General features: G+C 31.3%; 20 protein-coding genes, 3 tRNA genes and 1 pseudogene. 10 read left to right on the forward strand and 14 right to left on the reverse strand.

Annotated features, from left to right (window positions below):
- Positions 1–84: 84 nt before the first annotated feature.
- Positions 85–441, forward strand: coding sequence for a helix-turn-helix domain-containing protein (locus ACN0WB_RS01590; protein WP_417428163.1), 357 nt, complete (start codon positions 85–87; stop codon positions 439–441).
- A 4-nt stretch (positions 442–445) separates the two neighbouring features.
- Here the strand turns inward: ACN0WB_RS01590 and ACN0WB_RS01595 are convergent, their stop codons facing one another.
- The 14 genes and pseudogenes from ACN0WB_RS01595 to ACN0WB_RS01660 all read right to left on the reverse strand — a co-directional run bounded on the left by ACN0WB_RS01595 (position 446) and on the right by ACN0WB_RS01660 (position 14,933).
- Entirely contained in the window at positions 446–2,233 is a 1,788-nt protein-coding gene (locus ACN0WB_RS01595; protein ID WP_417428165.1) for a MutS-related protein, read from the reverse strand.
- Positions 2,234–2,239: 6 nt separating this feature from the next.
- Positions 2,240–2,626 (reverse strand): hypothetical protein, encoded by a 387-nt coding sequence (locus tag ACN0WB_RS01600; RefSeq protein WP_417428167.1) that lies wholly within the window; start codon positions 2,624–2,626, stop codon positions 2,240–2,242.
- Positions 2,627–2,797: 171 nt separating this feature from the next.
- Positions 2,798–4,201 carry a nucleoside recognition domain-containing protein gene (locus tag ACN0WB_RS01605; RefSeq protein WP_417428169.1) on the reverse strand — a complete coding sequence of 468 codons (1,404 nt, stop codon included), beginning with the start codon at positions 4,199–4,201 and terminating at the stop codon, positions 2,798–2,800.
- A gap of 233 nt (positions 4,202–4,434) precedes the next feature.
- Positions 4,435–6,149 (reverse strand): annotated as a pseudogene (locus tag ACN0WB_RS01610) (hypothetical protein).
- Between the two features lie 150 nt (positions 6,150–6,299).
- The gene (locus ACN0WB_RS01615) at positions 6,300–7,112 is read right to left on the reverse strand and encodes an outer membrane beta-barrel protein (protein ID WP_417428171.1); all 813 of its coding nucleotides are present in this window, start codon (positions 7,110–7,112) and stop codon (positions 6,300–6,302) included.
- Entirely contained in the window at positions 7,112–8,662 is a 1,551-nt protein-coding gene (locus ACN0WB_RS01620; protein ID WP_417428173.1) for a T9SS type A sorting domain-containing protein, read from the reverse strand. The genes ACN0WB_RS01615 and ACN0WB_RS01620 overlap by 1 nt, the downstream gene beginning before the upstream one ends.
- Before the next feature lie 65 nt (positions 8,663–8,727).
- A complete protein-coding gene (locus ACN0WB_RS01625) occupies positions 8,728–9,246 on the reverse strand; it encodes a DUF6973 domain-containing protein (RefSeq protein ID WP_417428175.1) in 519 nt (172 codons plus the stop codon).
- Between the two features lie 57 nt (positions 9,247–9,303).
- Positions 9,304–10,155, reverse strand: a complete 852-nt coding sequence (gene accD, locus ACN0WB_RS01630; RefSeq protein ID WP_417428176.1) for an acetyl-CoA carboxylase, carboxyltransferase subunit beta — start codon at positions 10,153–10,155, stop codon at positions 9,304–9,306.
- A gap of 72 nt (positions 10,156–10,227) precedes the next feature.
- Entirely contained in the window at positions 10,228–11,295 is a 1,068-nt protein-coding gene (gene fbaA, locus ACN0WB_RS01635) for a class II fructose-bisphosphate aldolase (protein ID WP_417428178.1), read from the reverse strand.
- A gap of 67 nt (positions 11,296–11,362) precedes the next feature.
- Entirely contained in the window at positions 11,363–12,229 is an 867-nt protein-coding gene (locus tag ACN0WB_RS01640; RefSeq protein ID WP_417428180.1) for an NAD kinase, read from the reverse strand.
- Between the two features lie 3 nt (positions 12,230–12,232).
- Positions 12,233–12,886 (reverse strand): CBS domain-containing protein, encoded by a 654-nt coding sequence (locus tag ACN0WB_RS01645; RefSeq protein WP_417428182.1) that lies wholly within the window; start codon positions 12,884–12,886, stop codon positions 12,233–12,235.
- Positions 12,887–12,939: 53 nt separating this feature from the next.
- Positions 12,940–13,845, reverse strand: a complete 906-nt coding sequence (locus ACN0WB_RS01650; protein ID WP_417428184.1) for a DMT family transporter — start codon at positions 13,843–13,845, stop codon at positions 12,940–12,942.
- On the reverse strand, positions 13,835–14,485 hold the full coding sequence (aat, locus tag ACN0WB_RS01655) for a leucyl/phenylalanyl-tRNA--protein transferase (protein ID WP_417428186.1): 651 nt from the start codon (positions 14,483–14,485) through the stop codon (positions 13,835–13,837). Before aat ends, ACN0WB_RS01650 begins: the two co-directional genes overlap by 11 nt.
- Before the next feature lie 70 nt (positions 14,486–14,555).
- Positions 14,556–14,933 carry a DUF3127 domain-containing protein gene (locus ACN0WB_RS01660; RefSeq protein ID WP_417428188.1) on the reverse strand — a complete coding sequence of 126 codons (378 nt, stop codon included), beginning with the start codon at positions 14,931–14,933 and terminating at the stop codon, positions 14,556–14,558.
- Between the two features lie 160 nt (positions 14,934–15,093).
- Here ACN0WB_RS01660 and ACN0WB_RS01665 point away from each other — a divergent pair.
- The 9 genes from ACN0WB_RS01665 (at position 15,094) to nadB (ending at position 21,873) form a co-directional block, all read left to right on the forward strand.
- Positions 15,094–15,178, forward strand: a tRNA-Leu gene (locus ACN0WB_RS01665).
- A 27-nt stretch (positions 15,179–15,205) separates the two neighbouring features.
- Positions 15,206–15,281: transfer RNA gene (locus ACN0WB_RS01670), tRNA-Gly, on the forward strand.
- A gap of 6 nt (positions 15,282–15,287) precedes the next feature.
- Positions 15,288–15,371: transfer RNA gene (locus ACN0WB_RS01675), tRNA-Leu, on the forward strand.
- A gap of 159 nt (positions 15,372–15,530) precedes the next feature.
- Positions 15,531–15,707 (forward strand): histone H1, encoded by a 177-nt coding sequence (locus ACN0WB_RS01680; RefSeq protein WP_417428190.1) that lies wholly within the window; start codon positions 15,531–15,533, stop codon positions 15,705–15,707.
- A 139-nt stretch (positions 15,708–15,846) separates the two neighbouring features.
- Complete coding sequence (locus ACN0WB_RS01685) at positions 15,847–17,076, forward strand: MFS transporter (protein WP_417428193.1); 1,230 nt, start codon at positions 15,847–15,849, stop codon at positions 17,074–17,076.
- Positions 17,077–17,314: 238 nt separating this feature from the next.
- Complete coding sequence (dnaB, locus tag ACN0WB_RS01690; RefSeq protein WP_417428195.1) at positions 17,315–18,898, forward strand: replicative DNA helicase; 1,584 nt, start codon at positions 17,315–17,317, stop codon at positions 18,896–18,898.
- 148 nt (positions 18,899–19,046) lie between these two features.
- Positions 19,047–19,529: a ribonuclease HI gene (gene rnhA / locus ACN0WB_RS01695; RefSeq protein WP_417428197.1), complete on the forward strand. Its 483-nt coding sequence runs from the start codon at positions 19,047–19,049 to the stop codon at positions 19,527–19,529.
- A gap of 73 nt (positions 19,530–19,602) precedes the next feature.
- Positions 19,603–20,232 (forward strand): NAD(P)H-dependent oxidoreductase, encoded by a 630-nt coding sequence (locus tag ACN0WB_RS01700; RefSeq protein ID WP_417428199.1) that lies wholly within the window; start codon positions 19,603–19,605, stop codon positions 20,230–20,232.
- A 69-nt stretch (positions 20,233–20,301) separates the two neighbouring features.
- A complete protein-coding gene (gene nadB, locus ACN0WB_RS01705; protein WP_417428201.1) occupies positions 20,302–21,873 on the forward strand; it encodes an L-aspartate oxidase in 1,572 nt (523 codons plus the stop codon).
- The last annotated feature ends 8 nt before the right edge of the window (positions 21,874–21,881 follow it).

Raw genomic sequence — 21,881 nt, forward strand, 5'->3', positions numbered from 1 at the left:
TTTCGCTAAGTTGGAAAGAAAATTTATTTTAAGCTATTCGTTTTATGAATAATTTATTATATCTGCGACTAATAGATTCAAATTATGAATAACATTTTAGGTAAAAACATAAGAAAACACCGAGAGCTAAAAGGTTTCAGCCAAGAATATATGGCGCATCAATTAGATTTAAACCAAGCTTCATATGCAAAAATAGAAAATAATACTACAAAAATGACAATAGACCGGTTGTTTTCCATTTCTAAATTATTAGAAATAGATGTGGCAGAACTTTTAGAATTAAGCAAACAGAACGTATATAACGTATATGATAATCAAAATGCAATTGGCCATCAACAGGTAGAAAACCTGCACCAAGAAAATAAAGAAGTTTACCAGGAATTAATAAAAGCTAAAGATGAGCAAATCACTTTACTAAAAGAGATGTTGCAAAAAAAATAAAGATTCAATCAATAATTCCAAACTTCTTCATCAGATAAATGGCATTCATACTTTTGGTAACGCCCTTTTGAAGTTTATAATCTGTTTCTAGTTCTCCATTATAGTTTTGAAGTTCAAAGCAATAATTTTTTATTTTAGTTGGAGATTTTTCTTCAATTTTCGTTAAATCCAAATCATGCGTGGCGATTAAACAAGAAAAGAGTGTGTTGTTTTTCATCAATTTTTCAAGAAATAATTCTGATCCGGTTAATTTATCTTGAGAATTTGTGCCTTTTAAAATTTCATCTAAAATGATAAATTGAGGTGTTCCTTTTTCTAAATTTTCTACTAAAACTCTCAAACGTAGTATTTCTGCATTAAAATATGAAGTTCCATCGTTTAAAGAATCGCTGGTTCGCATTGAAGTAAATAAATTCATTGGAACAAAAGAAAAATCTTTTGCTGCAACTACACAGCCGTTCATTGCGAGAACCAAATTAATTCCCACAGTTCGCAAAAAAGTACTTTTCCCCGTCATATTTGCGCCGGTAATTATGGAGATTTCTGTAGTTTCTGTAATTTCAAAATTATTCGAAACCACATTTTCTTGTCGTAAAAGCGGGTGAATTATTTTATCGGCTTTAAATTTTTCTCCCGATTCTGAAATTTTTGGGAAAATATATTTTGGATTTCTAAATCTAAAAATTCCGAGCGAAATTAAAGCTTCAAATTCTGCAAATGCTTCAAACCATTGCGGTAGATCTTGTTCAATATTTTTAATTTGATTTTCAATTTTCATTGCAAAATTAAGTTTCCACAGGAAAAAATTATTTAAAATTACACCGATATTGCTATTTCCGTTTTCATAATTTCTTAAAAGACGAGCCAATTTTTCTATTTCTTTTCTAGAAGATTTACTTTTGCCCGAAATAAATTTACTTTGAAGTTGAACATTAAGTTTTTGTTCGAAATTCTCTTTTTCGATGTGTAAAAAAACCGCTAAAAATTGTTCATATTGTTCAGAATTGAAGGCTAAAGTCTCAGAAATACTATTGGTTTTTTTAGCATATATTAGTAAAATAATGCGAGAAATAATTAAAATCCCACCAAAAATAATAGTTAAATATAAACTCGAAATCGAAATGAATATTAAAGAAACTAAAGTTACCAAGGTTAAAAGCGGAACTAAATAAACCGCAACTTTAGCAGGAAGTGCATTTTCAAAAACCATATTTGTGGTTTTTGGATGTCTTATTTTTCCTTCAATATTGAGCGATTTTGCTAAAGCTAAAAAATGAATATTCCATTCTGTTTTTTTGGAAAGTTCATCAATTGATTTCTGTTTTGTAATTATTTTTTCCTTTTCTAAACTTAAATTTAAAAGAAAATTTTTGAGTTTATTTTTGCCTAAAACGGTTTCACAATAATTCAAATTTGAGAAAAGCGAATTTTTTCCTAAAATATCTAAATCTTTTGCAAAAGGATGATTATCAATATTTTCTTCAAAATCAAGACCAGTTTCTAATTCAGTTTTTTTATTTATTTGAGCTCCAATATGCAGATAATTTTTAAAAAAATTAATTTTTTGTTTTAGATTAATCAAAAAAACACCAAGCACAAAAAATAGAAAAATGAAGAAAATCCCTAGATAAAGATGAATTTCTAAACCGCTTTCAAAAATGAAGAATTTTAGTAAGAAATAAGAAATTGCCAAAAAAATTACTACGCGAAACCATCCTAAAAGTGTGTGCTTTTTCTTTAATTCTTTTAAATTAATTTCTTTTTCAGATAGCAATAAATTTAGTTCTTCCATTAAATTTTATACTTTTTTGAGTTCACCAATTCTACTCATAATTGGCATGGAGAAAATGCCGCTTTTTTGAAGATAAATTTCATAGAATTTAAGTGCTTTTTCAGTAAAATTGGGATTTGGATTTTCTTTATTTTTGAAATAGAATAAATGTCCTGCTAATTCAAAAAATGGGATTTGATGTCCGCTGTCTTTTGCTTCGATTAATTTAATAATTTCATCGGTAGACTTTGCAGCCAAGGTTTCAAAATCCATTTTAAAAGTGTCATTCATATTGGTATCGAAAACCCTTTGTTGTTCTGTAAGTTCGCCTTCATTTTTGCCTAATAAAAGTTTAGAAAGAAATTCTGAAAATTGTTTTACAATTCTAATAATGTAATCTTTATCTTGTATCATTTTTAATATTTAGCACAAAGGTAGAAATTTGAATAGGAATTAAATAGAATAAATCTTTTGAAATTTTACAAATAAGAAGCTAGATCTCCCAAAAGCTGAAAATTTATTTTACTTGAAAACCGCCAATTTAACTTATTTAGCAAAGGCTTTTACAATTTTACGAAACAATTTTTAAGCAAAAAATAAATACGCTAAAATCACAGATACAATAACGCCAACTAAATCTGCTAAAAGCATTGCAGTAACTGCATATCGTGTATTTTTAATTCCAACTGCTCCGAAATAAACTGCAATTACATAGAAAGTAGTGTCTGAACTTCCTTGTAAAACCGCAGCTAATTTCCCTTGAAAACTGTCCGCTCCAAAAGTGGTCATTGTATCAACCATCATTCCTCTTGCGCCAGAACCAGAAAGAGGTTTTATTAAAGCAGTCGGTAAACCATCTACAAATCTTGTATCTAAACTAGCGAGATTTGCTAAATATTTCATTCCATCAATAATTACATCAAAAACACCAGAGGTTCTTAAAAGTGAAATCGCAATTAACATTCCAACTAAATAAGGAATAATTTTTACTGAAACATAAAAACCTTCTTTTGCGCCGTCAATAAAAGATTCAAAAACATTTATTTTTTTATAAAGTGCGCCTAAAACAATAGCGATAAAAATGAGTAAAATAATTCCACTACTTAAAACTTTGCTGAATTGGTCTAAATCTTCTTTGCTTAATCTCACTAAATAAACCACCAAAAGTGCGATAATCGCGGAAATTCCGCCAACATAAGCAATCACAACTGGCTGGAAAAGATTAATTTTTTGATGGAGAGAAACTACAACCATCGCGGCTAATGTTGCTGCGAAAGTCGCCATCATACACGGAAGAAAAATATCAGTTGGCGTTACAGAACCCATTGAAGCACGAATTGCAATAATTGAAACCGGAATTAAAGTCATTCCGCCCGCATGCAAACAGAGAAACATAATTTGCGAATTACTTGCACGATCTTTGTTGGGATTTAAAGTCTGCAAACTTTCCATCGCTTTCAAACCAAATGGTGTCGCTGCATTATCTAAACCTAAAAGATTGGCGCTAAAATTCAGTAACATGTGTCCAAAAGAAGGATGGTTTTTTGGAATTTCCGGGAATAATTTCGAAAAAAATGGTTGAATCATTCTACTTAAAAGATTTATTCCGCCGGCTTTTTCTGCAATTCCCATAAAACCCATAAAAAGCGTCATAATTCCTATTAAACCAAGACAAATATTAACAGCAACTTCACTTGTGTTAATTACCCCATCAGTTTCTTGAATACGATAAACCTTAACTTGAGATTTATCTGAATTTATTTTGTAATGAATTCTATTATCAGCAAAATCAGGATTTTTTGTTAATTTATTTTGAATGAATGGCGTAATTTCTGCCATATTTTTAGAAGCAATATGAACGGTATCGCCGCCTTTTCCTACAACCATATCGTTGAAAATACTTCCGTAATTATTGGAAGTCATAAATTTCAAACCTGCAATTGTAATTGCAACTATGATAAAAGCGCTCCAGATTTTACTTAATGCCATTCAAAAATTTTTAGGTAAAAATAAGTTAAATTTTTTAGTAAAGTTTATTGCAAAGACGCAAAGTTTTTAAAAGAATCTTTGTCATTTCTTAGGAATCTAAGCTGAAAATCGATTTTTTTATATTATCAAGAATTTTCAGGATTTTTAAAACACTTTACAATTACAGCCGAGATTCCTACGGAATGACAAAAATGAAAATTATGGAATTAATGAAATTTACAGACTTTCAAAATCTATGGAATTCTATAGATTGGATATTGCATAAACGATTTTTCAAAATATTTAGAATTGCGGTAGATCCAGTCGAGTTGTGCGCTTCCATTTTTTGAAAATTCTGAATCTTCTGCTTTTTTCTTTTCAAAATTAGTCTTTAAAGTTGGATTTTCTTTCAATAAATTTTCGGCTGTATCTTCAAAAACATAGGAAGAAAAATATTCTTTTTGACCGAGAAAAGAATCAAAATAATTCCAATTAAAAAAGAATCAACAGCTTCTGGCTCTAAAGTTTCAAGCAAATATTTCACCCCATTTTGCTTTACGGGAATCAAATAATCACCTTTTCGGAATTTTATTTTTTCAGTAGTTTTTGAAAGTTCAGTGTTATAATGTAAATAATGACCTTCGTAAGGTTTTGGAACTGTTTTGTAATCCTTGATTTTATAAGACTGAACGGTAATTAAACTGTCACTTTTTAACTCAATAAATTGAATGTGATTTCTTTTTAAATTATTTAAAACCGTCCATTCAGATTGTGGAACGACGTAATAAGTTGGAATTATGACTTCTTTTGTGGCTTTATAAGTGTTGTAATAAGGGATTTTTTTGGTGTAAGGTTTTGTTCGATCATAAAATAATCTTGGAAGACCTGAAATTTTACTCGGTTTCATCCCATCTTGAAAACCTCGAAAATCAATCATTTTAAATTTTGTTGAATCCAACGCAAACTGAACTGCGTAAGATTTTTTCGGCATATATTGTTCGAGGTTTTTCTGTCTTAGTTCTTTGATTTTTAAATAATTATTGTCCAAATAAGCAATGTAACTCAACATATTTTCATAAGTTACTTTCACGCGGTCTTTGTAAGGTTTCAGCATGTGCGTTTCGGGAACAGTTCCGATGGTGTTGAACAAAGTGGTGTAACCTGTGGAATATCTCGGCGAATCCATAAATTGTTCGAAACCTTTTTCCGGGGTTTTTCCTTCGAGTTCAACGTAAGGAATTGGATCGATATTTTTCTTTTTTAAATCTGCCACAATCCAATCGTTCATTTCGCCGTGGTAAAAATCTCCTAAAATAGTTCCAAGCCGTTCTTTATTCGTTAAAATATAAGTTAGAGTATATTGATAATCTGCGCCATCGCTCACGTGATTGTCAATAAAAACAGCAGGATTTAAAGCCTGAAATATCCGCTGAAAACTATCAGAATTTTTAGAATCTGTTTTAATAAAATCCCGATTTAAGTCAAAATTTCTGGCATTTCCACGGAAACCATATTCTTCCGGGCCATTTTGATTGGCACGCGAAAAACTGCCGCGGTTCAACATTCCGCCAATATTGTAAACTTCAATGGCGGCAATAATGGTATTTTTTGGCGCTTTTAATTTTCCTATCGCATAATCGCGCATCATCATCATTGTCGCGTCAATGCCGTCGGGTTCGCCGGGATGAATGCCGTTGTTGATTAAAATAACCGCTTTATTTTTAAAAGTTTTTAAATCAAAATTTTTCTCTGGATTAAAAATCACCAAACGCAAAGGCTCGCCAGAATCAGTTAAACCCATTTCAATAACTTTAATTTTATCAAAATTTTTCACAAGATTATCGTAATAATCTACAACTTCTTTATAAGTTGGCGATTGATTGCCATTACCTTTTTCGAACGGTGTAAGATATTGGTTTTGAGCAAACAAACTGATTGAGAAAAACACGAAAAAGATTTTTAGTTTCATAAATAAAAGTTTTTAAACCACAAAAGTAACAAAAGTTAAAGTTGGAATCTCAGTGTTTTAACGATTGCAATAGAATAAAAAAATTTCAAAATAAATTTAAACAAAAAAAGAACCTCGTTTTGAGGTTCTTTAATGTTAATAAAAATTTATTTAATTAAAATCATATTCTATACCAAACTCAAAACCTAGCCGCATATTATGAAATTTTGAAGCATTGACAGAAGAATATGGTAATGTTGGGTCAGTTAGTTCTAACTGTCCATATTCATTAGGATTAGTCTCATTATTAATCCAGTTTGCTTTTGAAGCATTACTAAAATCATAATCAAACTTTATATTTGTAAAACCATTAAAAGCATCTGAAATTTTGAACTTTATTCCCGTATAAAAAGTGCCGCCAATTAATAGTTTTTTGTAAGAATCAAAGTCTGAAGAATTATATGAGCCTAATGTATTTGAAAAACTTCCATCCCGATTTATCCCATCTTTAATAACTTCAAATTTTGAAAATATTGAAATTTGTGGACCTGCTCCAATTAAACCCCAAATTTTATTTTGACTATCTAAAGGAATTGCATATTGAGCGGTAATTGGAATAATAAAATATTCAAAAGTATTTTTTGATCGTACCTGAAAATACATGTTTTTCTCATCAATCACGAATACGCCGTTTTCTTTTGCAACTAATTTAGATTGCACTTCACTTTTTTGCTGTCCATAATTAATTGCAATTTTAAAACCTACGTTTTCATTGATATATTTTTCAATAAAAACACCTCCATAAATTCCATTTATTTTTGCTGGTTTCACTTTTATATGGGAACTATTGTCTAAGAAACTATTCTTTTTCCAATGTAAAAAAGGCATAAAATTCGCACCAAATTGGATTTCTTGGTTTCCTCCCTGTGCATTAATATTTAAGATAAAAATTGAAAAAAGGATAAGTATTAGTATCTTTTTCATTATTTAATAATTAGTTGTTTAGATGTTTTGGAAGATTTAGATGAAAGAACAACCGTGTATGTGCCACGTTTTAAATTAGAAGTATTAATTTTTGCTTTACCTTTTGTTTTAACTTTCCCAGAACTTAACAAAGCGCCATTCATATTAAATATTTGGTAAGATGAGTCTTCTGTAGACAAGTTTTCCAAAATTACATCATTTTCTGCTGGATTTGGAGATATTGAAAATGTCGCATTTTTAGCAAAAGGATCTGCGCAAGGAGCAGGAGGAAATATATAATAATCTTTACATTTACTTTCTCCCGTACATAAGTTAATATTATAAACTCTAAATTTCTTTTGAACTCCAGGGCGATAGTGAATTGCGTCTGCGGGACCGGGCATAAAATTCGGAGTAATTTTAATATTACCATTAATAAATGCTACATCGCTAAAATGCATTTCTAAAAAATCTGCGGTACAAAAATCTCCGTCATTAGTGTAATACAAATATCCATTAGGCGTTGTTGGAGATTGACTATCCAAAACCCTTAAATCAAATTGTTGTGTGGTAACAGTGCAAGCGTTTACGTTTACCGTTGCAGAAATATGCACCATAGTGCCAATTGCTAATGAATTGGAAGGTACAATATTGTAATTATTACCTCCTAAATAAGTTACAGTGCAATTTGGCGCATTCCAAGTTATATTTGGATTTGCACAACCTCCAGAATTGATTGCGAGTGTTGCAGTAAGACCAGAACTCTTACAAATAAAATTTTGAAATTTATTTTCGTAAAAAGGTATTGTTAAGGTTGCTGCTAAATCTGTCCTAGTGATTTCTTTAACAGAAGTTTTGTAGTATATAGGGTTACCAATGCGCGAAACTTGAACACCAACCGTATAATTGCCTACACCGGGATTTACAGTAATTGTTTTAGTGCCTGCACCAGAGAGAATTTGGGCATTACTACTAACTGACCATTCAAACTTATTTGCATCTCCTGTATCACCAATAGAATAAGTTAGAACAGAGGAACAACAATTTGGAGCAACATCTGGCCCCGTGATTGGTATACTACAAGGAATTCTATATAAATTTACGGTTTGTGTACCCGAGGCTGTACCTTGATCATAACCCACTTTATAAGTAACGGTTGCTTTTAATTTTGCAGTTTTTTCAAAATGACAACAATCTCCCCATTGTACAGGAATTGTAATTGATGTCGCATTAGTTGAAACAGAATAAGTAGAACTATTAAGATTCTTAATGTATCCAACTGGACTACCGTTTACACAAACATCAATGTCCGAAGAAATCTCCCATTTTATAACATTAGCATTTGGGAGTAAACCAGAGACAGAAAAAGTATAGTAATTTTGTTGTCCTATTTCTATATTATAGGGATTTAGGCTATTAGGCGATACAGTCTGTGCGTAGAAGTTTGAAAGAAATGATATCATCGTAAGCGAAAATAATATCAAAAATCTACGAACTTGAGATTTTACTTCTTTGCTTGTTGCTTGTTGCTTGTTGCTTGTTGCTTGTTGCTTGTTGCTTGTTGCTTGCAAAGTTGTTTTTCATATAAAGGTAATATTTTAACGTAAAGTTATCAAAATATTTAACACAAATAAAATTATTTTTCATTAAAATTTAGATAAACCAAACTTCCTTCAAAGTTATCATTTAGATTTTTTAAAACTTTAGCATTTGCTGTTTTATCTTTTAATTTTTCAATAAAGAAAGAGGTTTCAAAAAATTGACGGTGAATTCCTGGCAAAAGTTCCATGAAAAAATTCATTCCGATTTTATTGTTGTGAAGATCCATTTTTTTCTGTAAAGGCTTGTTTGGAAAAAGCTCTTCGTGTAAATCCGTCATTTTTTTTGTAAAATCCAAAGACTTTTTTGGTGAAGAAATTTTACAACAATACATCATGATCAAACAACACCAAAGTGCGTGACGAAAAGCATTTCCTTCGCCATCATTAGAATTGGTTTTTGGATATTCTTTTTTCGCAATATTAAAAGTTTTTAAAGTTGCGTAAAAAGAGATTATGGTAAATAAAGGATGTTGCAGAAAAAGCCAAAATAATTTCCAAAGTTTTCCGATGGTAAGAGAACGAAGCGCATTAAAAAGAATTTTAAAAGTTCTCATAAAAGAAATCTCTCTGATAAAAGAGAGATTTTTTAATAATTTAATTAACTAAAAGAGTTAAACATTAGTTAAAAGCTTAACTGTTTGCGACACTTTTTCTTTAATATTTGTGCGTTTAACAATAAAATCTACGAAACCTTTTTCCTGCAAAAACTCCGAAGTCTGGAAACCTTCTGGTAAATCTTTACCAATGGTCTCACGAATAACGCGCGGTCCTGCGAAACCAATTAAAGCGCCTGGTTCTGCCATAATTATATCGGCAGTCATTGCAAATGATGCGGTAATTCCACCAAAAGTTGGATCGCACAAATAAGCGATATAAAGCAAACCTTCTTCAGAAAGTTGCGCTAATTTTGACTGAACTTTCGCCAATTGCATTAATGAATAAGTCGCTTCCTGCATTCTTGCACCACCTGATTGTGAAATAATCATATATGGTAAACGATTTTCAATGCAATAATCGACTGCACGACGGATTTTCTCGCCCATCACAGAACCAAGAGATCCACCAATAAATGCAAAATCCATACAAGAAACAACCATTTTCACACCATTAACTTCGCCGACTGCATTTCTAATAGAATCGGTTAATTTGGTTTTAGCTTTTACCTCTTTTAAACGATCATTATATGATTTTGTATCTTTAAAATTAAGCATGTCGATGCTTTCAACGTCTGCATTTAATTCTGTGAATTTTCCGCTGTCAAAAAGCATATCAAAATATTCTCTACTTCCGATTCTTACATGGAAACCGTCTTCTGGAGAGACATAATTGTTTCTTTTCAATTCTTCGTACTCAATAATTTTTCCCGTCGGAGTTTGATGCCATAGTCCTTGTGGAACATCTTTTTTGTCTTCCGTAGAAGTGGTGATATTTTTTGCTTTTCTTTTGAACCAATCGAATGCCATCTGTTAGATTTTAGATTTTAGATTTTGAATTTTAGATTTTAAACAATTTAAAATTTATAATTCATAATTTTTTTAAAGTGTATCAATATTATTTAAATCCTGAAATGCTTCTGTTAATCTTGTAATAAAAGTCTCTTCACCTTTTCTAACCCAAACACGTGGATCATAGAATTTTTTATTTGGAATTTCTGGACCTTCTAGATTTCCGATTTGGGATTTTAAATAATCTTGTTTTCCAATCATATAATCACGGATTCCTTCTGTGTATGCAAACTGTAAATCCGTGTCGATATTCATTTTGATCACACCGTAATCAATTGCTTCTCGGATTTCTTCTAATGATGAACCAGATCCACCATGGAAAACGAAATTAATAGGATTGTGTTCTGTTCCAAATTTTTCTTGAACATATTTTTGAGAATTATCTAAAATTTTCGGAGTTAATTTTACATTTCCAGGTTTGTAAACGCCATGAACATTCCCAAAAGCAGCAGCAATTGTAAAGTTTGGAGAAACTTGTTTTAATCTTTCATAGCAATAAGAAACCTCGTCCGGTTGCGTATAAAGTTTAGACGAATCTACATCAGAATTATCTACCCCATCTTCTTCACCACCAGTAATTCCTAATTCTATTTCTAAAGTCATACCGATTTTCGCCATTCTTTCAAAATATTTACAAGAAATATCCATGTTTTCTTCTAAAGGTTCTTCAGATAAATCGAGCATGTGAGAAGAATAGAGTGATTTTCCGTATTGTTTGAAATAAGTTTCATTCGCATCTATTAAACCATCAATCCAAGGTAATAATTTTTTTGCGCAGTGATCTGTATGTAGAATAATAGTTGCGCCATAAGCTTCAGCTAAGGTATGAATGTGTTTTGCGCCTGCAATTGCTCCTAAAACTGCAGCTTGTTGGTTTTCATTACTCAAACCTTTTCCAGCATTAAAAGCTGCGCCACCGTTAGAAAACTGAATAATTAATGGTGCATTATTTTTTGCTGCACATTCCATCGCTGCATTTACATTGCTAGATCCTATGACGTTGCAAGCGGGTAAAGCAAATTTATTTTCTTTTGCGTATTGGAAAATATCACTTACTAGTTCTCCTGTGGCAACTCCTGCTGGAAACTTTCTGCTCATAATATATTTTTTTAAAATTTCTGTAATGTTTTTGAGGCCATAAAGTTAAGCAATTATGATGAGAACATCAATTTCTTTTATCTTTTCCCCAAAGTAATTTCTGACGAATTGTTTCATAAAAACTCAGATTATTTGGTTGTACCAAAGCAATTTCGAAGGGTGCTTTGCGTAAAATAATCTCTATATTTGTATCAATGTGACACAATCTAGAATCCATTGAAAGTGTATATTGTGGCACGCGACTTTCTATTTTTAATTTTATTTCCACATCATCTTTCACAATTAGAGGTCTTACATTTAAATTATGTGGAGCAATTGGAGTAATTACAAAAACATTATTATCTGGGGAAATAATTGGTCCCCCACAACTTAAATTATATGCAGTAGAGCCAGTTGGTGTAGAAATTATTAAACCATCTCCCCAAAAAACATTCAGAAATTCATTATTTAGGAAAGATTCTACCGTAATCATAGAAGTGGTTTCTTTTCTAGAAATACTGATATCATTAATGGCGTACGGAAAAAATAAACCAGAATTGGGCGCTACAATTTCAATTACAGAACGTTGACTTAGACGGTAATTTTGAGATATAATTGTATCCAATTCTTTAAAAACCTCTTCTTTAGTAAAACTTGAAAGAAAACCAAGTCTCCCAGTATTAACGCCTACAATGGGAATTTCTAAATCTTCGATAAAAATTAAAGCATTTAAAATTGTTCCGTCGCCACCAAAACTAAAAAACAAATCTACCTTTTGTTCCCGCAGATTTTGCTTATTAGAAAAGGTTTGAAAATCTTTAGAAAAATTAAGACTTTCCACCATTACTTCATGCAGCGTCACTTCTACGCTTTTCTTGGCAAGTTCTGAAATGAATTTACTTAAATATAAAAAAGTATCAAGATCTTTTTTTTGAGAATATATAGCTGCTTTCATTTCCTAAAATTCTAAATATTTTTGAAAAAAACCAAAACGTGCTTTTAATAGCTCTTCTTTTTCATCATCATAATGTTTCTCAACCACTTCATAACCATATCTTTCAAAAGTTTCATCTATTGAGCTGAGATTTTCACTGCTAATTTTTAAAGTGATTTGAACCTCATCTCTTTCCAAGGAACTGATAAAACTACCAAAAATTTTAGAATTATTTTCCTCAATTATTTTTGAAATTTCTGAAAAAGAGTAATCTCTGTAATTTTTTTGTACAATAATCACAGCTCCAATTTCTGAAAACAATGGATATTTTGAAAATTCATTAAATATATCATCACAAGAAATGTAGCCTAAATAACGTTCTTCTTTGTCAATTACAGGAACCAAATTAGAGTTAAAAATATGGAAAAGCTTAATAGAATCTAATAAATGACCGTCTTCTAAAACTGCAAATCTTTCAAAGTGAATTTCTAAAGATTGCAAAATTCCTTCTGGGCTTTCCTCTAAGAAAGCCAAACTTATTGCGCCTAAAAATAATTTATTTTTGGTCACGAAAACGTGAGAATAAGAAAATTCTCTGGCAATTTCCGCTGCTTCTTCTATAGAATCTGCAATATCAAAATCGGGATAATCTTTAGAAATATAGTCTTGTATAAACATTGCGCTAATTTAGGAAATAAATTTTCAGTGGGAAAAACACTTTTTTAAGGCTTTTAGTTATCTTGAATTTCTGTAGAAATGATTTTTGCTTTTTTAGTTCTTAAAAATATTAATCCACTAATAATTATTAATCCACCAATAAATTGAAAAAAGGATAGTTTTTCACCGTCTAGAATTCCCCACATTACTGCTACAATTGGCATTAATAATGTAACTGTAGAAGCGAATAAAGGTGTAGAAATATTCATCAATCTGTAATTGAGCATCATCGCAAGACCAGTTCCGAAAACAGAAAGTAGTGACACATATCCAATTCCTTCCAAATGGTTTTTATCAAAGCTAAATTCACCAAAAAATCCAGCGAAAAATAGTGCAATTAATGACGGTAAAAATAAAACAAATGAAAAAACAAATGCAGATAAAACTTTAGCCGAAATGCTTTGTAACTTGGCTTTCACTGTCGTCATACTTATAGCATAACATAAAGTGGCGACAAGAAGAAGTAAAATTGGCCAAAGTTTGAATCCACCAGTTTCACCTGTCGCAAAAGTGAGGATACAAGTACCTGTAAAACTTATGAAAACACCAATTAATTGTCTTTTTGAGGTTTCCGTTTTCCAGATGAGCAATCCTAAAATAATGATAAAAATTGGCATCATTGAATTTATGATTCCTGCAATACTACTCGAAACTTTAGTTTCTGCAATTGGGAAAAGAAACATAGGAATAAAATTACCTGTTACTGCAGCAAGAATTAACCATTTTAATAGTTTTCTTGGGAATAGTTTAATTTTTAAAATTGCGTAAGGCAAAAGAATTATCCCCGCAATTAAAACTCGTAAAGCTCCAACTTCAAAAGGATTGTAATGTTCTAAAGATTTTTTAATTAAAATAAAAGAAGAGCCCCAAATTAATGAGAGCAAAATTAGTAAAATCCATTTTTCTTTTTCAGGCCTCATTTTGATTATTTAATATTTTTAAATACTCGCTTTTTGAAATCATTTTTGCGCCCAAGCTTTCAAGATGTTTGGAATGGATTTGGCAATCTATCAATTCCAATTTTTTTTTATTTTTTAAAATAAAATTAATAAAACCTGCTTTAGATGCATTTGAAACTTCAGAAAACATACTTTCACCACAAAATACTTTTCCTATTTTTAAACCATAAAAACCACCGACTAATTTTTCATTTTGCCACACTTCAAAACTATGTGCGATGTTTTTTTGATTAAGTTTTACTAAAGATTCTATTAACTCATCTGAAAGCCAAGTTCCATCTTGATCTTTTCGCTTAATTTTTTGACATTTAATTAAAACCTCTTTGAAGCATTGATTTTCACTAAACTTAAATCCTTTTCTTTTTAAAATTTTCTCCATTGATTTTGAAATTTTTAAATCTTCTGGAAATAGAACAAATCTTGGATCAGGACACCACCACAGAATTTCTTCACCTTCATTAAACCATGGGAAAATTCCAATCTCATAAGCCAACTTCAAACGTTCCGGTGATAAATCTCCTCCAATTGCCAATAAACCAGATTCTGGTTGGAACTTTGAAGGATTTGGAAAGGAAATTACTTCGGGGTTTAATAAAAACATATTTTCAAAAAGTTAAATCCCGCTCCAAAAGGGCAGGATTTAATTGATTTCAATTATTTAATTTAAATTTTTAGAAAGGTAAATCGTCCTCTTCTTCAGCAAAAACATCTGTAGAAGATGCGGTATTGTTTGCTGAAGGACTCGGCGTTGCAGCAGTTGGTTCTGTACTATTCCCTTCTAATTTTTCAATTCTCCAACCTACAATAGAATTAAAGTATTTCACCACATTATCTGGCGAAGTCCATTCCCGACCTCTTAAGTTAATACCAATTTTCACAGAATCTCCTTCGTTGAATTTTGTTGGTAAATCTGCTTTATCTTGAAGAAATTCAATACTTATTGGCTGTGGATATTGCTCTTCTGTCATTAATATCAGTTCTCTTTTCTGAAAACCACTGTTAAAAGTCTGCAAATCAGTCACTTTTTTTATTGTTCCTTGTAAATCCATTTTCTTATATTATATGTGGTAAAAGTAATAAAAATGATTTTAAAAATGAAAAATGTAAAGCAAAAATTATTTTTTTTATTTTTATTCAAAAAAATTTGCTGTAAAAATTAAAACATTATATCTTTGCAGTCACAAAAAAAGAAAAGAAGTTCATTTTTAAGCGGATGTGGTGGAATTGGTAGACACGCCAGACTTAGGATCTGGTGCCGTGAGGTGTGTGGGTTCGAGTCCCTTCATCCGCACCATTTTTGAGATATTTTTGAAAATAAAATGCGAAAATAGCTCAGCTGGTAGAGCACGACCTTGCCAAGGTCGGGGTCGCGGGTTCGAATCCCGTTTTTCGCTCCACACTTTGCCTTGGTGGTGGAATTGGTAGACACGCAGGACTTAAAATCCTGTGTCCGTAAGGATGTACGGGTTCAAGTCCCGTCCGAGGTACTTTAAACGCTGTTAATCTTTTGATTTTCAGCGTTTTTTATTTTACATAAACAAGATTTAATAAATATTTTAATTTTTATTTAAAAAAATTCAGAAAACTTGCGGTTAATCCACCTAAAATCTTATATTTGTGTTTACTTTTAACAATTAAAATTTACTATGAAAGATCTTATTGGAAAAATTAATGCAGAATTTGAAGCATTTACAAACGAATCTACACAACAAGTAGAAAAAGGAAATAAAGCAGCAGGTACAAGAGCAAGAAAAGCAGCTTTAGAATTAAGCAAATTATTTAAAGAATTTAGAAAAGTCTCTGTAGAAGCTTCTAAAGCTTAATATCAGTTGATTATCATTTCCAAACCATACTTTTTAAGTGTGGTTTTTTTCATTTTTAATTAATGCATTTGTAAATCTTTATTCGTTTAAAATTTAAAAATAATTCTCTTTTAATTCTTTAAAAATTTATTTTTGCCAAATGATTTCGCTAAAACCACTTCTTATTCTCAGAAATATTGAATTCCGCCATCTTCTTTCTGGGCGTTTTTTTATAATATTTGCATTCAGAATGTTGGCAACTCTTTTAGGATGGTGGGTTTATCAGTTGACTAAAGATCCACTTTCAATTGGTTTAATTGGTTTGTCAGAAGTTGTTCCGGCTGTTTCTACCGCACTTTATGCGGGGCATGTAATTGATATGAATGAGAAAAAGAAATTATTACTCATTTGTAATTATTCCTATGTTATACTAATTGCTTTACTTTTAATCCCTGCTTTTATAAACTTAGGATTTACTGGTCATCAAACCACATATTATATTTATGGAGTCATATTTTTTACAGGAATCGCACGTGCTTTTATCGGACCAATTGTGCCTTCAATGATTCCAAAAATAGTAAAACAAGAGAATTTAGCTTATGCAATAACATTAAATCAAGCGACATTTCTTATCGCAGCAGTTTGTGGACACGCAATTGGAGGTTTGCTTATTGCTTATATTACTTTAAAATGGACTTTAGTTGTAATAATTGGACTCGTTATTTTTGCCAGTTTCTTTTTTTGGAAATTAAACAAACAAGAATCAGATTACGATAAAAAAGAAGTAAAAGTTTGGGAAAGTATGCGCGAAGGAATTCATTATATTTATAAAACAAAAGAAATTTTGGGAGCGCTTTCTTTAGATATGTTTGCGGTTTTATTTGGTGGTGCAGTTGCAATGATTCCCGTTTACGCAAGTGATATTTTAAAAGTAGGAGCAGAAGGTTTTGGTTTTTTAAATGCCGCTTCAGACATTGGTTCCATGTGTATTATTTTGCTTTTATCTTTAATTCCTTTACGCAAAAATCAAGGTAAAATTTTATTAGCTGCAGTTGCGGGTTTCGGATTTTGCATCATGGGTTTTGGCTTTTCAGAATGGTACGCTTTATCCTTTTTCTTTTTAATGTTAAGCGGAATGTTAGATGGAATTTCAGTAGTCATTCGTGGTACAATTGTTCAGTTGAAAACGCCAGATCATATTCGTGGTCGCGTTTTGAGTGTGAATTCTATTTTTATAATGTCAAGTAACGAAATGGGTCAATTTGAAAGCGGGGTCGCTGCAAAATTAATGGGCGTTGTTCGCTCTGTAGTTTTTGGAGGGGTTATGACGGTTTTAATTTCTGCTTTTGTGGCAACAAAATTTCCAAAACTTCGTAAAATGGAATATTAAATTTTTGAAGCATTTCGTTTTTTGTTTTTTCCCATTTTACACCCGCTTTTCATTACAATCTTTTTTTTGAAAAAAAGGATTTCCATTTCAATCGGGGCTATAAGTTTGAGATTGTATTTTTCAACTTACTAACAATAATAATTTTTTAATTAATTGAAAATTAATTATTTGTGCTACATTTTTTTATTTTGTTAGTTAGTAATTTTCCATCAAAGTTTTATTATTTTATCTTTGTACCATGTCACAAAAAGAAACACTTTCTTCACTCATCCACGGTAATTTTGCAAAAGAATTATCCATTTCTGATGGTAAAATGCCGCCGAATGCCGTAGAATTTGAGAAATTAGTTCTCGGTTCTTTCTTGATTGATAGAAAAGGTTTGGATTACGGAATTGATCTTTTACGTTCCGAAGTTTTTTATGATCCGCGTCATCAAGAAATTTTTAAAGTGATAACTTCTTTATTTGAAGACAATGCGCCAGTTGATTTAATGACTGTAATTCAAGCCTTAAAAAAAACAGAACGTTTAAGTTCCGCAGGTGGCGATAATTATATTATAGATTTAACTTTAGCCGTAAGTTCTTCTGCGCATATTGAATATCACATTAGAATTGTTCTAGAAAAATTTATTTTGCGTTCTCTTATTAATGTTTCAGCAAATGTAATCGACAATTCTTATAAAGAAACTACCGATGTTTTTGAATTATTAGATAAAGCAGAACAATCTTTTTTTGAAATTACAAACGGAACTATTAAAAAAGGATTTGACACCGCAAATTCTTTAGTAAAAGAAGCGATAGAAAAAATTAAATTATTACGAGACAAAGAAGGTATTTCCGGAATACCTTCTGGTTTTACAGCAATTGATAAAGAAACCGGCGGTTGGCAAAATTCAGATTTAATTATTATTGCAGCAAGACCTGCAATGGGAAAAACTGCGTTTCTACTTTCAATGGCAAGAAATATTGCAGTAGAACATAAAATTCCTTTGGCTTTATTTTCTTTAGAAATGGCTTCTGTTCAATTAATTACAAGAATGATTGCTTCAGAAACCGGCATTTCTTCTGAAAAATTACGGAAAGGTCAAATGACCGATGAAGAATGGGAAATTTTATTTAGAAATGTTTCCGAATTAGAAAATGCTCCTTTATTTATTGATGAAACACCGTCACTTTCTGTTTTCGATTTTCGTGCAAAATGTCGAAGATTGGTTATGCAACACGGCGTGAAAATTATAATGGTAGATTATTTACAATTAATGACCGCTAATTCTGGAAAAGGTGGCGCAGGAAATAGAGAACAAGAGATTGCGACTATTTCCCGTTCATTAAAGGCTATTGCGAAAGAATTAAATGTTCCAGTAATTGCGCTTTCACAACTTTCAAGAAGTGTAGAGACAAGAACTGGGAAAAGACCACAACTTTCAGATTTACGAGAATCTGGCGCAATCGAACAAGATGCAGATATTGTATCTTTTATTTTCCGCCCAGAATATTATAAAATCGCCACTTGGGATAATGATCCAGAAGGTGAAGAATCTCACACAGAAAATCAAGCAGAATTAATTATTGCAAAACATAGAAATGGCGCAACAGCTGATGTTCGATTATCTTTCTATAAGAATATTGCAAAATTTGCAGACCTTAATTTATTTGGAGGTCCAAACGATTACCAAGCTTCTAATTTTGAAAAAAATGATCAACTTTCAGGTTTTGAAAAACTTAGAACAACCATAGATCCGGGAGCAGCTTTTGATTTACCTAAAAAACCAAACGTCTCTGGTTCCGCAATGAATAATGAAGACGACGGAATGCCGTTTTAAAAATTTTTCTCGCAAAAGTCTAAAAAAATTTACTGAAAATTCTCACAGATATAGCAAATTTGGAATATTTTTTTTGCAATTTATCTGCTTTATCTGTAAAATCTGCGAGAAAATAAGTTCTGCAAGAACAAATTAAAAGAATAAAATTTTGACAATTAATATTTACACAGACGGCGCATGCAGTGGAAATCCCGGAAAAGGTGGTTTTGGAATTGTAATGGAAATGCCCGAAAAAAATTATTCTAAAAATTTTGCGCAAGGTTTTCGTTTGACTACAAACAATCGAATGGAACTTTTGGCGGTAATTGTTGGGTTAGAACAACTTAAAAATGGGGAAGAAGACGTTCATGTTTTCACAGATAGCAAATATGTTTCTGAAGCGATTAACAAAAAATGGTTGCAAAACTGGGTGAAAATTGGGTTTAAAAATAAAAAAAACCCCGATTTGTGGCAACGTTTAATTCCTTTATTAAAGAAACACAAGGTTACATTTCATTGGATAAAAGGTCATGACGGACATATTCAAAATGAAATTTGTGATAAAATTGCAGTAAAAGCTTCGCAAGGTGAAAATCTGGAAACTGATGATTATTTTGAAAACGCAAATAATGGAGGCCTTTTCCAGGAATAATTTTAATCAAGATTGCAAAAAATCAGTAAACCTTTAAAGTAAATATCTTTTTTAAAATATTTATATTTGTTAGATGAATTACATAGATGCTTTAAAACAGCGTTACTCAGTAAAAAAATTTAATAAAGAAATTCCCGTATCTCGGGAAAATTTGTCCCCCATTTTAGAAGCTGGAAAATTAGCGGCTAGTTCTTTGGGTTTACAACCTTACAGAATTTTGGTTGTAGAAAGTTCAGAAATTAAAGAAAAATTAATTCCTGCTTTTGGAAATCCTTCGCAAATTTCTACTTGTTCACACTTAATAGTTTTAATTTCCCGAAAAAATATTGAAGCACATTATTTGGACGGCTATTTCAAACATATTACAGAAGTAAGAAAAACACCACCAGAAATTTTAGCTGGTTTTAGAAATTCTATAGATCATCATCTTGTAAATCTTCAAAAAAAAGAATTGGAAAGTTGGGCTGAAAAACAAACTTACATTGTTTTGGGGAATCTGATGTTTGCTGCAGCTTTAGAAAAAGTAGATTCTTGTCCGATGGAAGGTTTTGACGCAGAATTAATGGCTGAAATTTTAGATATAGATTCTGAAAAAGAAAAAGTCTGTGTCACTTTGGCTTTAGGTTACAGAGCAGATGACGATTTTTTTAAAACTTTAGAAAAGGTAAGAAAACCTGATGAAAAACTATTTAAATTTTTGTAATTATTTGATGAAATATAAATATGTTATCAAACAATTAAATCAAATAAAATCACTTCAAAACATCTTTAAATGATAAAAGCAGATGTTCTCGTAATCGGTTCTGGTATTTCCGGACTTTCTTACGCGATAAAGATTTCGGAGAAAATGCCCGAAGCTAAAATTATCATCGTTACAAAAGCCGATGAAGACGAAAGCAATACAAAATACGCACAAGGCGGTTTAGCTGTAGTAACAGATTTTGATCACGATACTTTCCAAAAACATATTGATGACACTATGCGCGCTGGAGATGGAGAAAACGATATTTCTATAGTAAAAATGGTAGTGGAAGAAGGCCCGAAACGATTTAAAGAATTGGTAGATTGGGGAACTAAATTTGATCAAAAAGATGGCGAATTAATGCTTGGAAGAGAAGGCGGTCACACAGAAAACAGAATTGTACATCATAAAGATATTACAGGATTTGAAATCGAACGTGCACTTTTAGAAACCGTAAATAATTCTGAAAATATTGAAATGTTGCCGTATCATTATGTGATAGATTTGATTACGCAACACCACGTTCCGGGAAAGGAATTGGATGAAGGAAATATCAGTTGTTATGGAGCTTATATTTTGGATGAAAAATCAAAAAAAATCAAAAAAATTACAGCAAAAATAACTTTGGTCGCAACTGGCGGTGCAGGTCACGTTTATAAAAATACGACCAATCCGATTATTGCAACTGGCGACGGAATTGCTTTCGTTTCTCGAGCAAAAGGAAAAGTTTCCAATATGCAATATTACCAATTTCATCCGACGGCGCTTTACAGCAAAATTGATGGAATGTTGTTTTTAATTTCTGAAGCCGTTCGTGGTGATGGTGCAAAATTGCGCTTGAAAAATGGAGAAGCTTTTATGGCAAAATATGATGTACGGGAAGAAATGGCGTCGCGCGATATTGTTGCAAGAGCAATTGATAATGAAATGAAAATTACGGGTGATGAATTTGTTGGTTTGGATTGCCGGAAAATGAACAAAGAGAAATTTTTAGAACATTTCCCAAATATTTATAAAAAATGTTTAGATGAAGGAATTGATCCATTTAAAGATTTAATTCCTGTAGTTCCTGCGTGTCATTATCTTTGTGGCGGAATTGAAATTGACAAAGACGGACAATCTTCTATAAAAAATCTTTTTGCAGTTGGAGAATGTACAAATTCTGGTTTACATGGCGCAAATCGTTTGGCTTCCAATTCTTTGCTGGAAGGTTTGGTTTTTGGTCATAATGCCGCAATGAAAACGGTAGAACTTTTAGAAAAAAATGAATTTAATTTTGAAGATTTAAAAGCAATTCCAGAATGGAATGAGGCCGGAATGAAAATGATGGATGAAATGGTTTTGGTAAGTTATCTTCGCAAGCAATTGCAAGAAATGATGAGCGATTTGGTGAGTATTGTGCGGAGTAATGAACGTTTAAAAATAGCATTAAACAAACAAAAAGAAATTTCCGAAGCCGTAAAACAACTTTACAAATATTCGATTCTTTCGCCAAAACTTTCTGAGTTAAGAAATTTGGTAAATATTGCTGAACTTATTATCGTTCAGTCGATTGCGATGAATGAAAATAAAGGTGCTTTTTTTAATAAGGATTTGGTTTAAATAAAATT

It is taken from the genome of Halpernia sp. (assembly GCF_048269545.1).
Taxonomy (GTDB): Bacteria; Bacteroidota; Bacteroidia; order Flavobacteriales; family Weeksellaceae; genus Halpernia.

What these genes read in the sequence shown, in the direction of transcription:
- ACN0WB_RS01590 (WP_417428163.1), top strand. Translation starts at nt 85, where the DNA reads ATGAATAACATTTTAGGTAAAAACATAAGAAAACACCGAGAGCTAAAA.
- ACN0WB_RS01595 (WP_417428165.1), bottom strand. Translation starts at nt 2,233, where the DNA reads ATGGAAGAACTAAATTTATTGCTATCTGAAAAAGAAATTAATTTAAAA.
- ACN0WB_RS01600 (WP_417428167.1), bottom strand. Translation starts at nt 2,626, where the DNA reads ATGATACAAGATAAAGATTACATTATTAGAATTGTAAAACAATTTTCA.
- ACN0WB_RS01605 (WP_417428169.1), bottom strand. Translation starts at nt 4,201, where the DNA reads ATGGCATTAAGTAAAATCTGGAGCGCTTTTATCATAGTTGCAATTACA.
- ACN0WB_RS01615 (WP_417428171.1), bottom strand. Translation starts at nt 7,112, where the DNA reads ATGAAAAAGATACTAATACTTATCCTTTTTTCAATTTTTATCTTAAAT.
- ACN0WB_RS01625 (WP_417428175.1), bottom strand. Translation starts at nt 9,246, where the DNA reads ATGAGAACTTTTAAAATTCTTTTTAATGCGCTTCGTTCTCTTACCATC.
- accD (WP_417428176.1), bottom strand. Translation starts at nt 10,155, where the DNA reads ATGGCATTCGATTGGTTCAAAAGAAAAGCAAAAAATATCACCACTTCT.
- fbaA (WP_417428178.1), bottom strand. Translation starts at nt 11,295, where the DNA reads ATGAGCAGAAAGTTTCCAGCAGGAGTTGCCACAGGAGAACTAGTAAGT.
- ACN0WB_RS01640 (WP_417428180.1), bottom strand. Translation starts at nt 12,229, where the DNA reads ATGAAAGCAGCTATATATTCTCAAAAAAAAGATCTTGATACTTTTTTA.
- ACN0WB_RS01645 (WP_417428182.1), bottom strand. Translation starts at nt 12,886, where the DNA reads ATGTTTATACAAGACTATATTTCTAAAGATTATCCCGATTTTGATATT.
- ACN0WB_RS01650 (WP_417428184.1), bottom strand. Translation starts at nt 13,845, where the DNA reads ATGAGGCCTGAAAAAGAAAAATGGATTTTACTAATTTTGCTCTCATTA.
- aat (WP_417428186.1), bottom strand. Translation starts at nt 14,485, where the DNA reads ATGTTTTTATTAAACCCCGAAGTAATTTCCTTTCCAAATCCTTCAAAG.
- ACN0WB_RS01660 (WP_417428188.1), bottom strand. Translation starts at nt 14,933, where the DNA reads ATGGATTTACAAGGAACAATAAAAAAAGTGACTGATTTGCAGACTTTT.
- ACN0WB_RS01680 (WP_417428190.1), top strand. Translation starts at nt 15,531, where the DNA reads ATGAAAGATCTTATTGGAAAAATTAATGCAGAATTTGAAGCATTTACA.
- ACN0WB_RS01685 (WP_417428193.1), top strand. Translation starts at nt 15,847, where the DNA reads ATGATTTCGCTAAAACCACTTCTTATTCTCAGAAATATTGAATTCCGC.
- dnaB (WP_417428195.1), top strand. Translation starts at nt 17,315, where the DNA reads ATGTCACAAAAAGAAACACTTTCTTCACTCATCCACGGTAATTTTGCA.
- ACN0WB_RS01700 (WP_417428199.1), top strand. Translation starts at nt 19,603, where the DNA reads ATGAATTACATAGATGCTTTAAAACAGCGTTACTCAGTAAAAAAATTT.
- nadB (WP_417428201.1), top strand. Translation starts at nt 20,302, where the DNA reads ATGATAAAAGCAGATGTTCTCGTAATCGGTTCTGGTATTTCCGGACTT.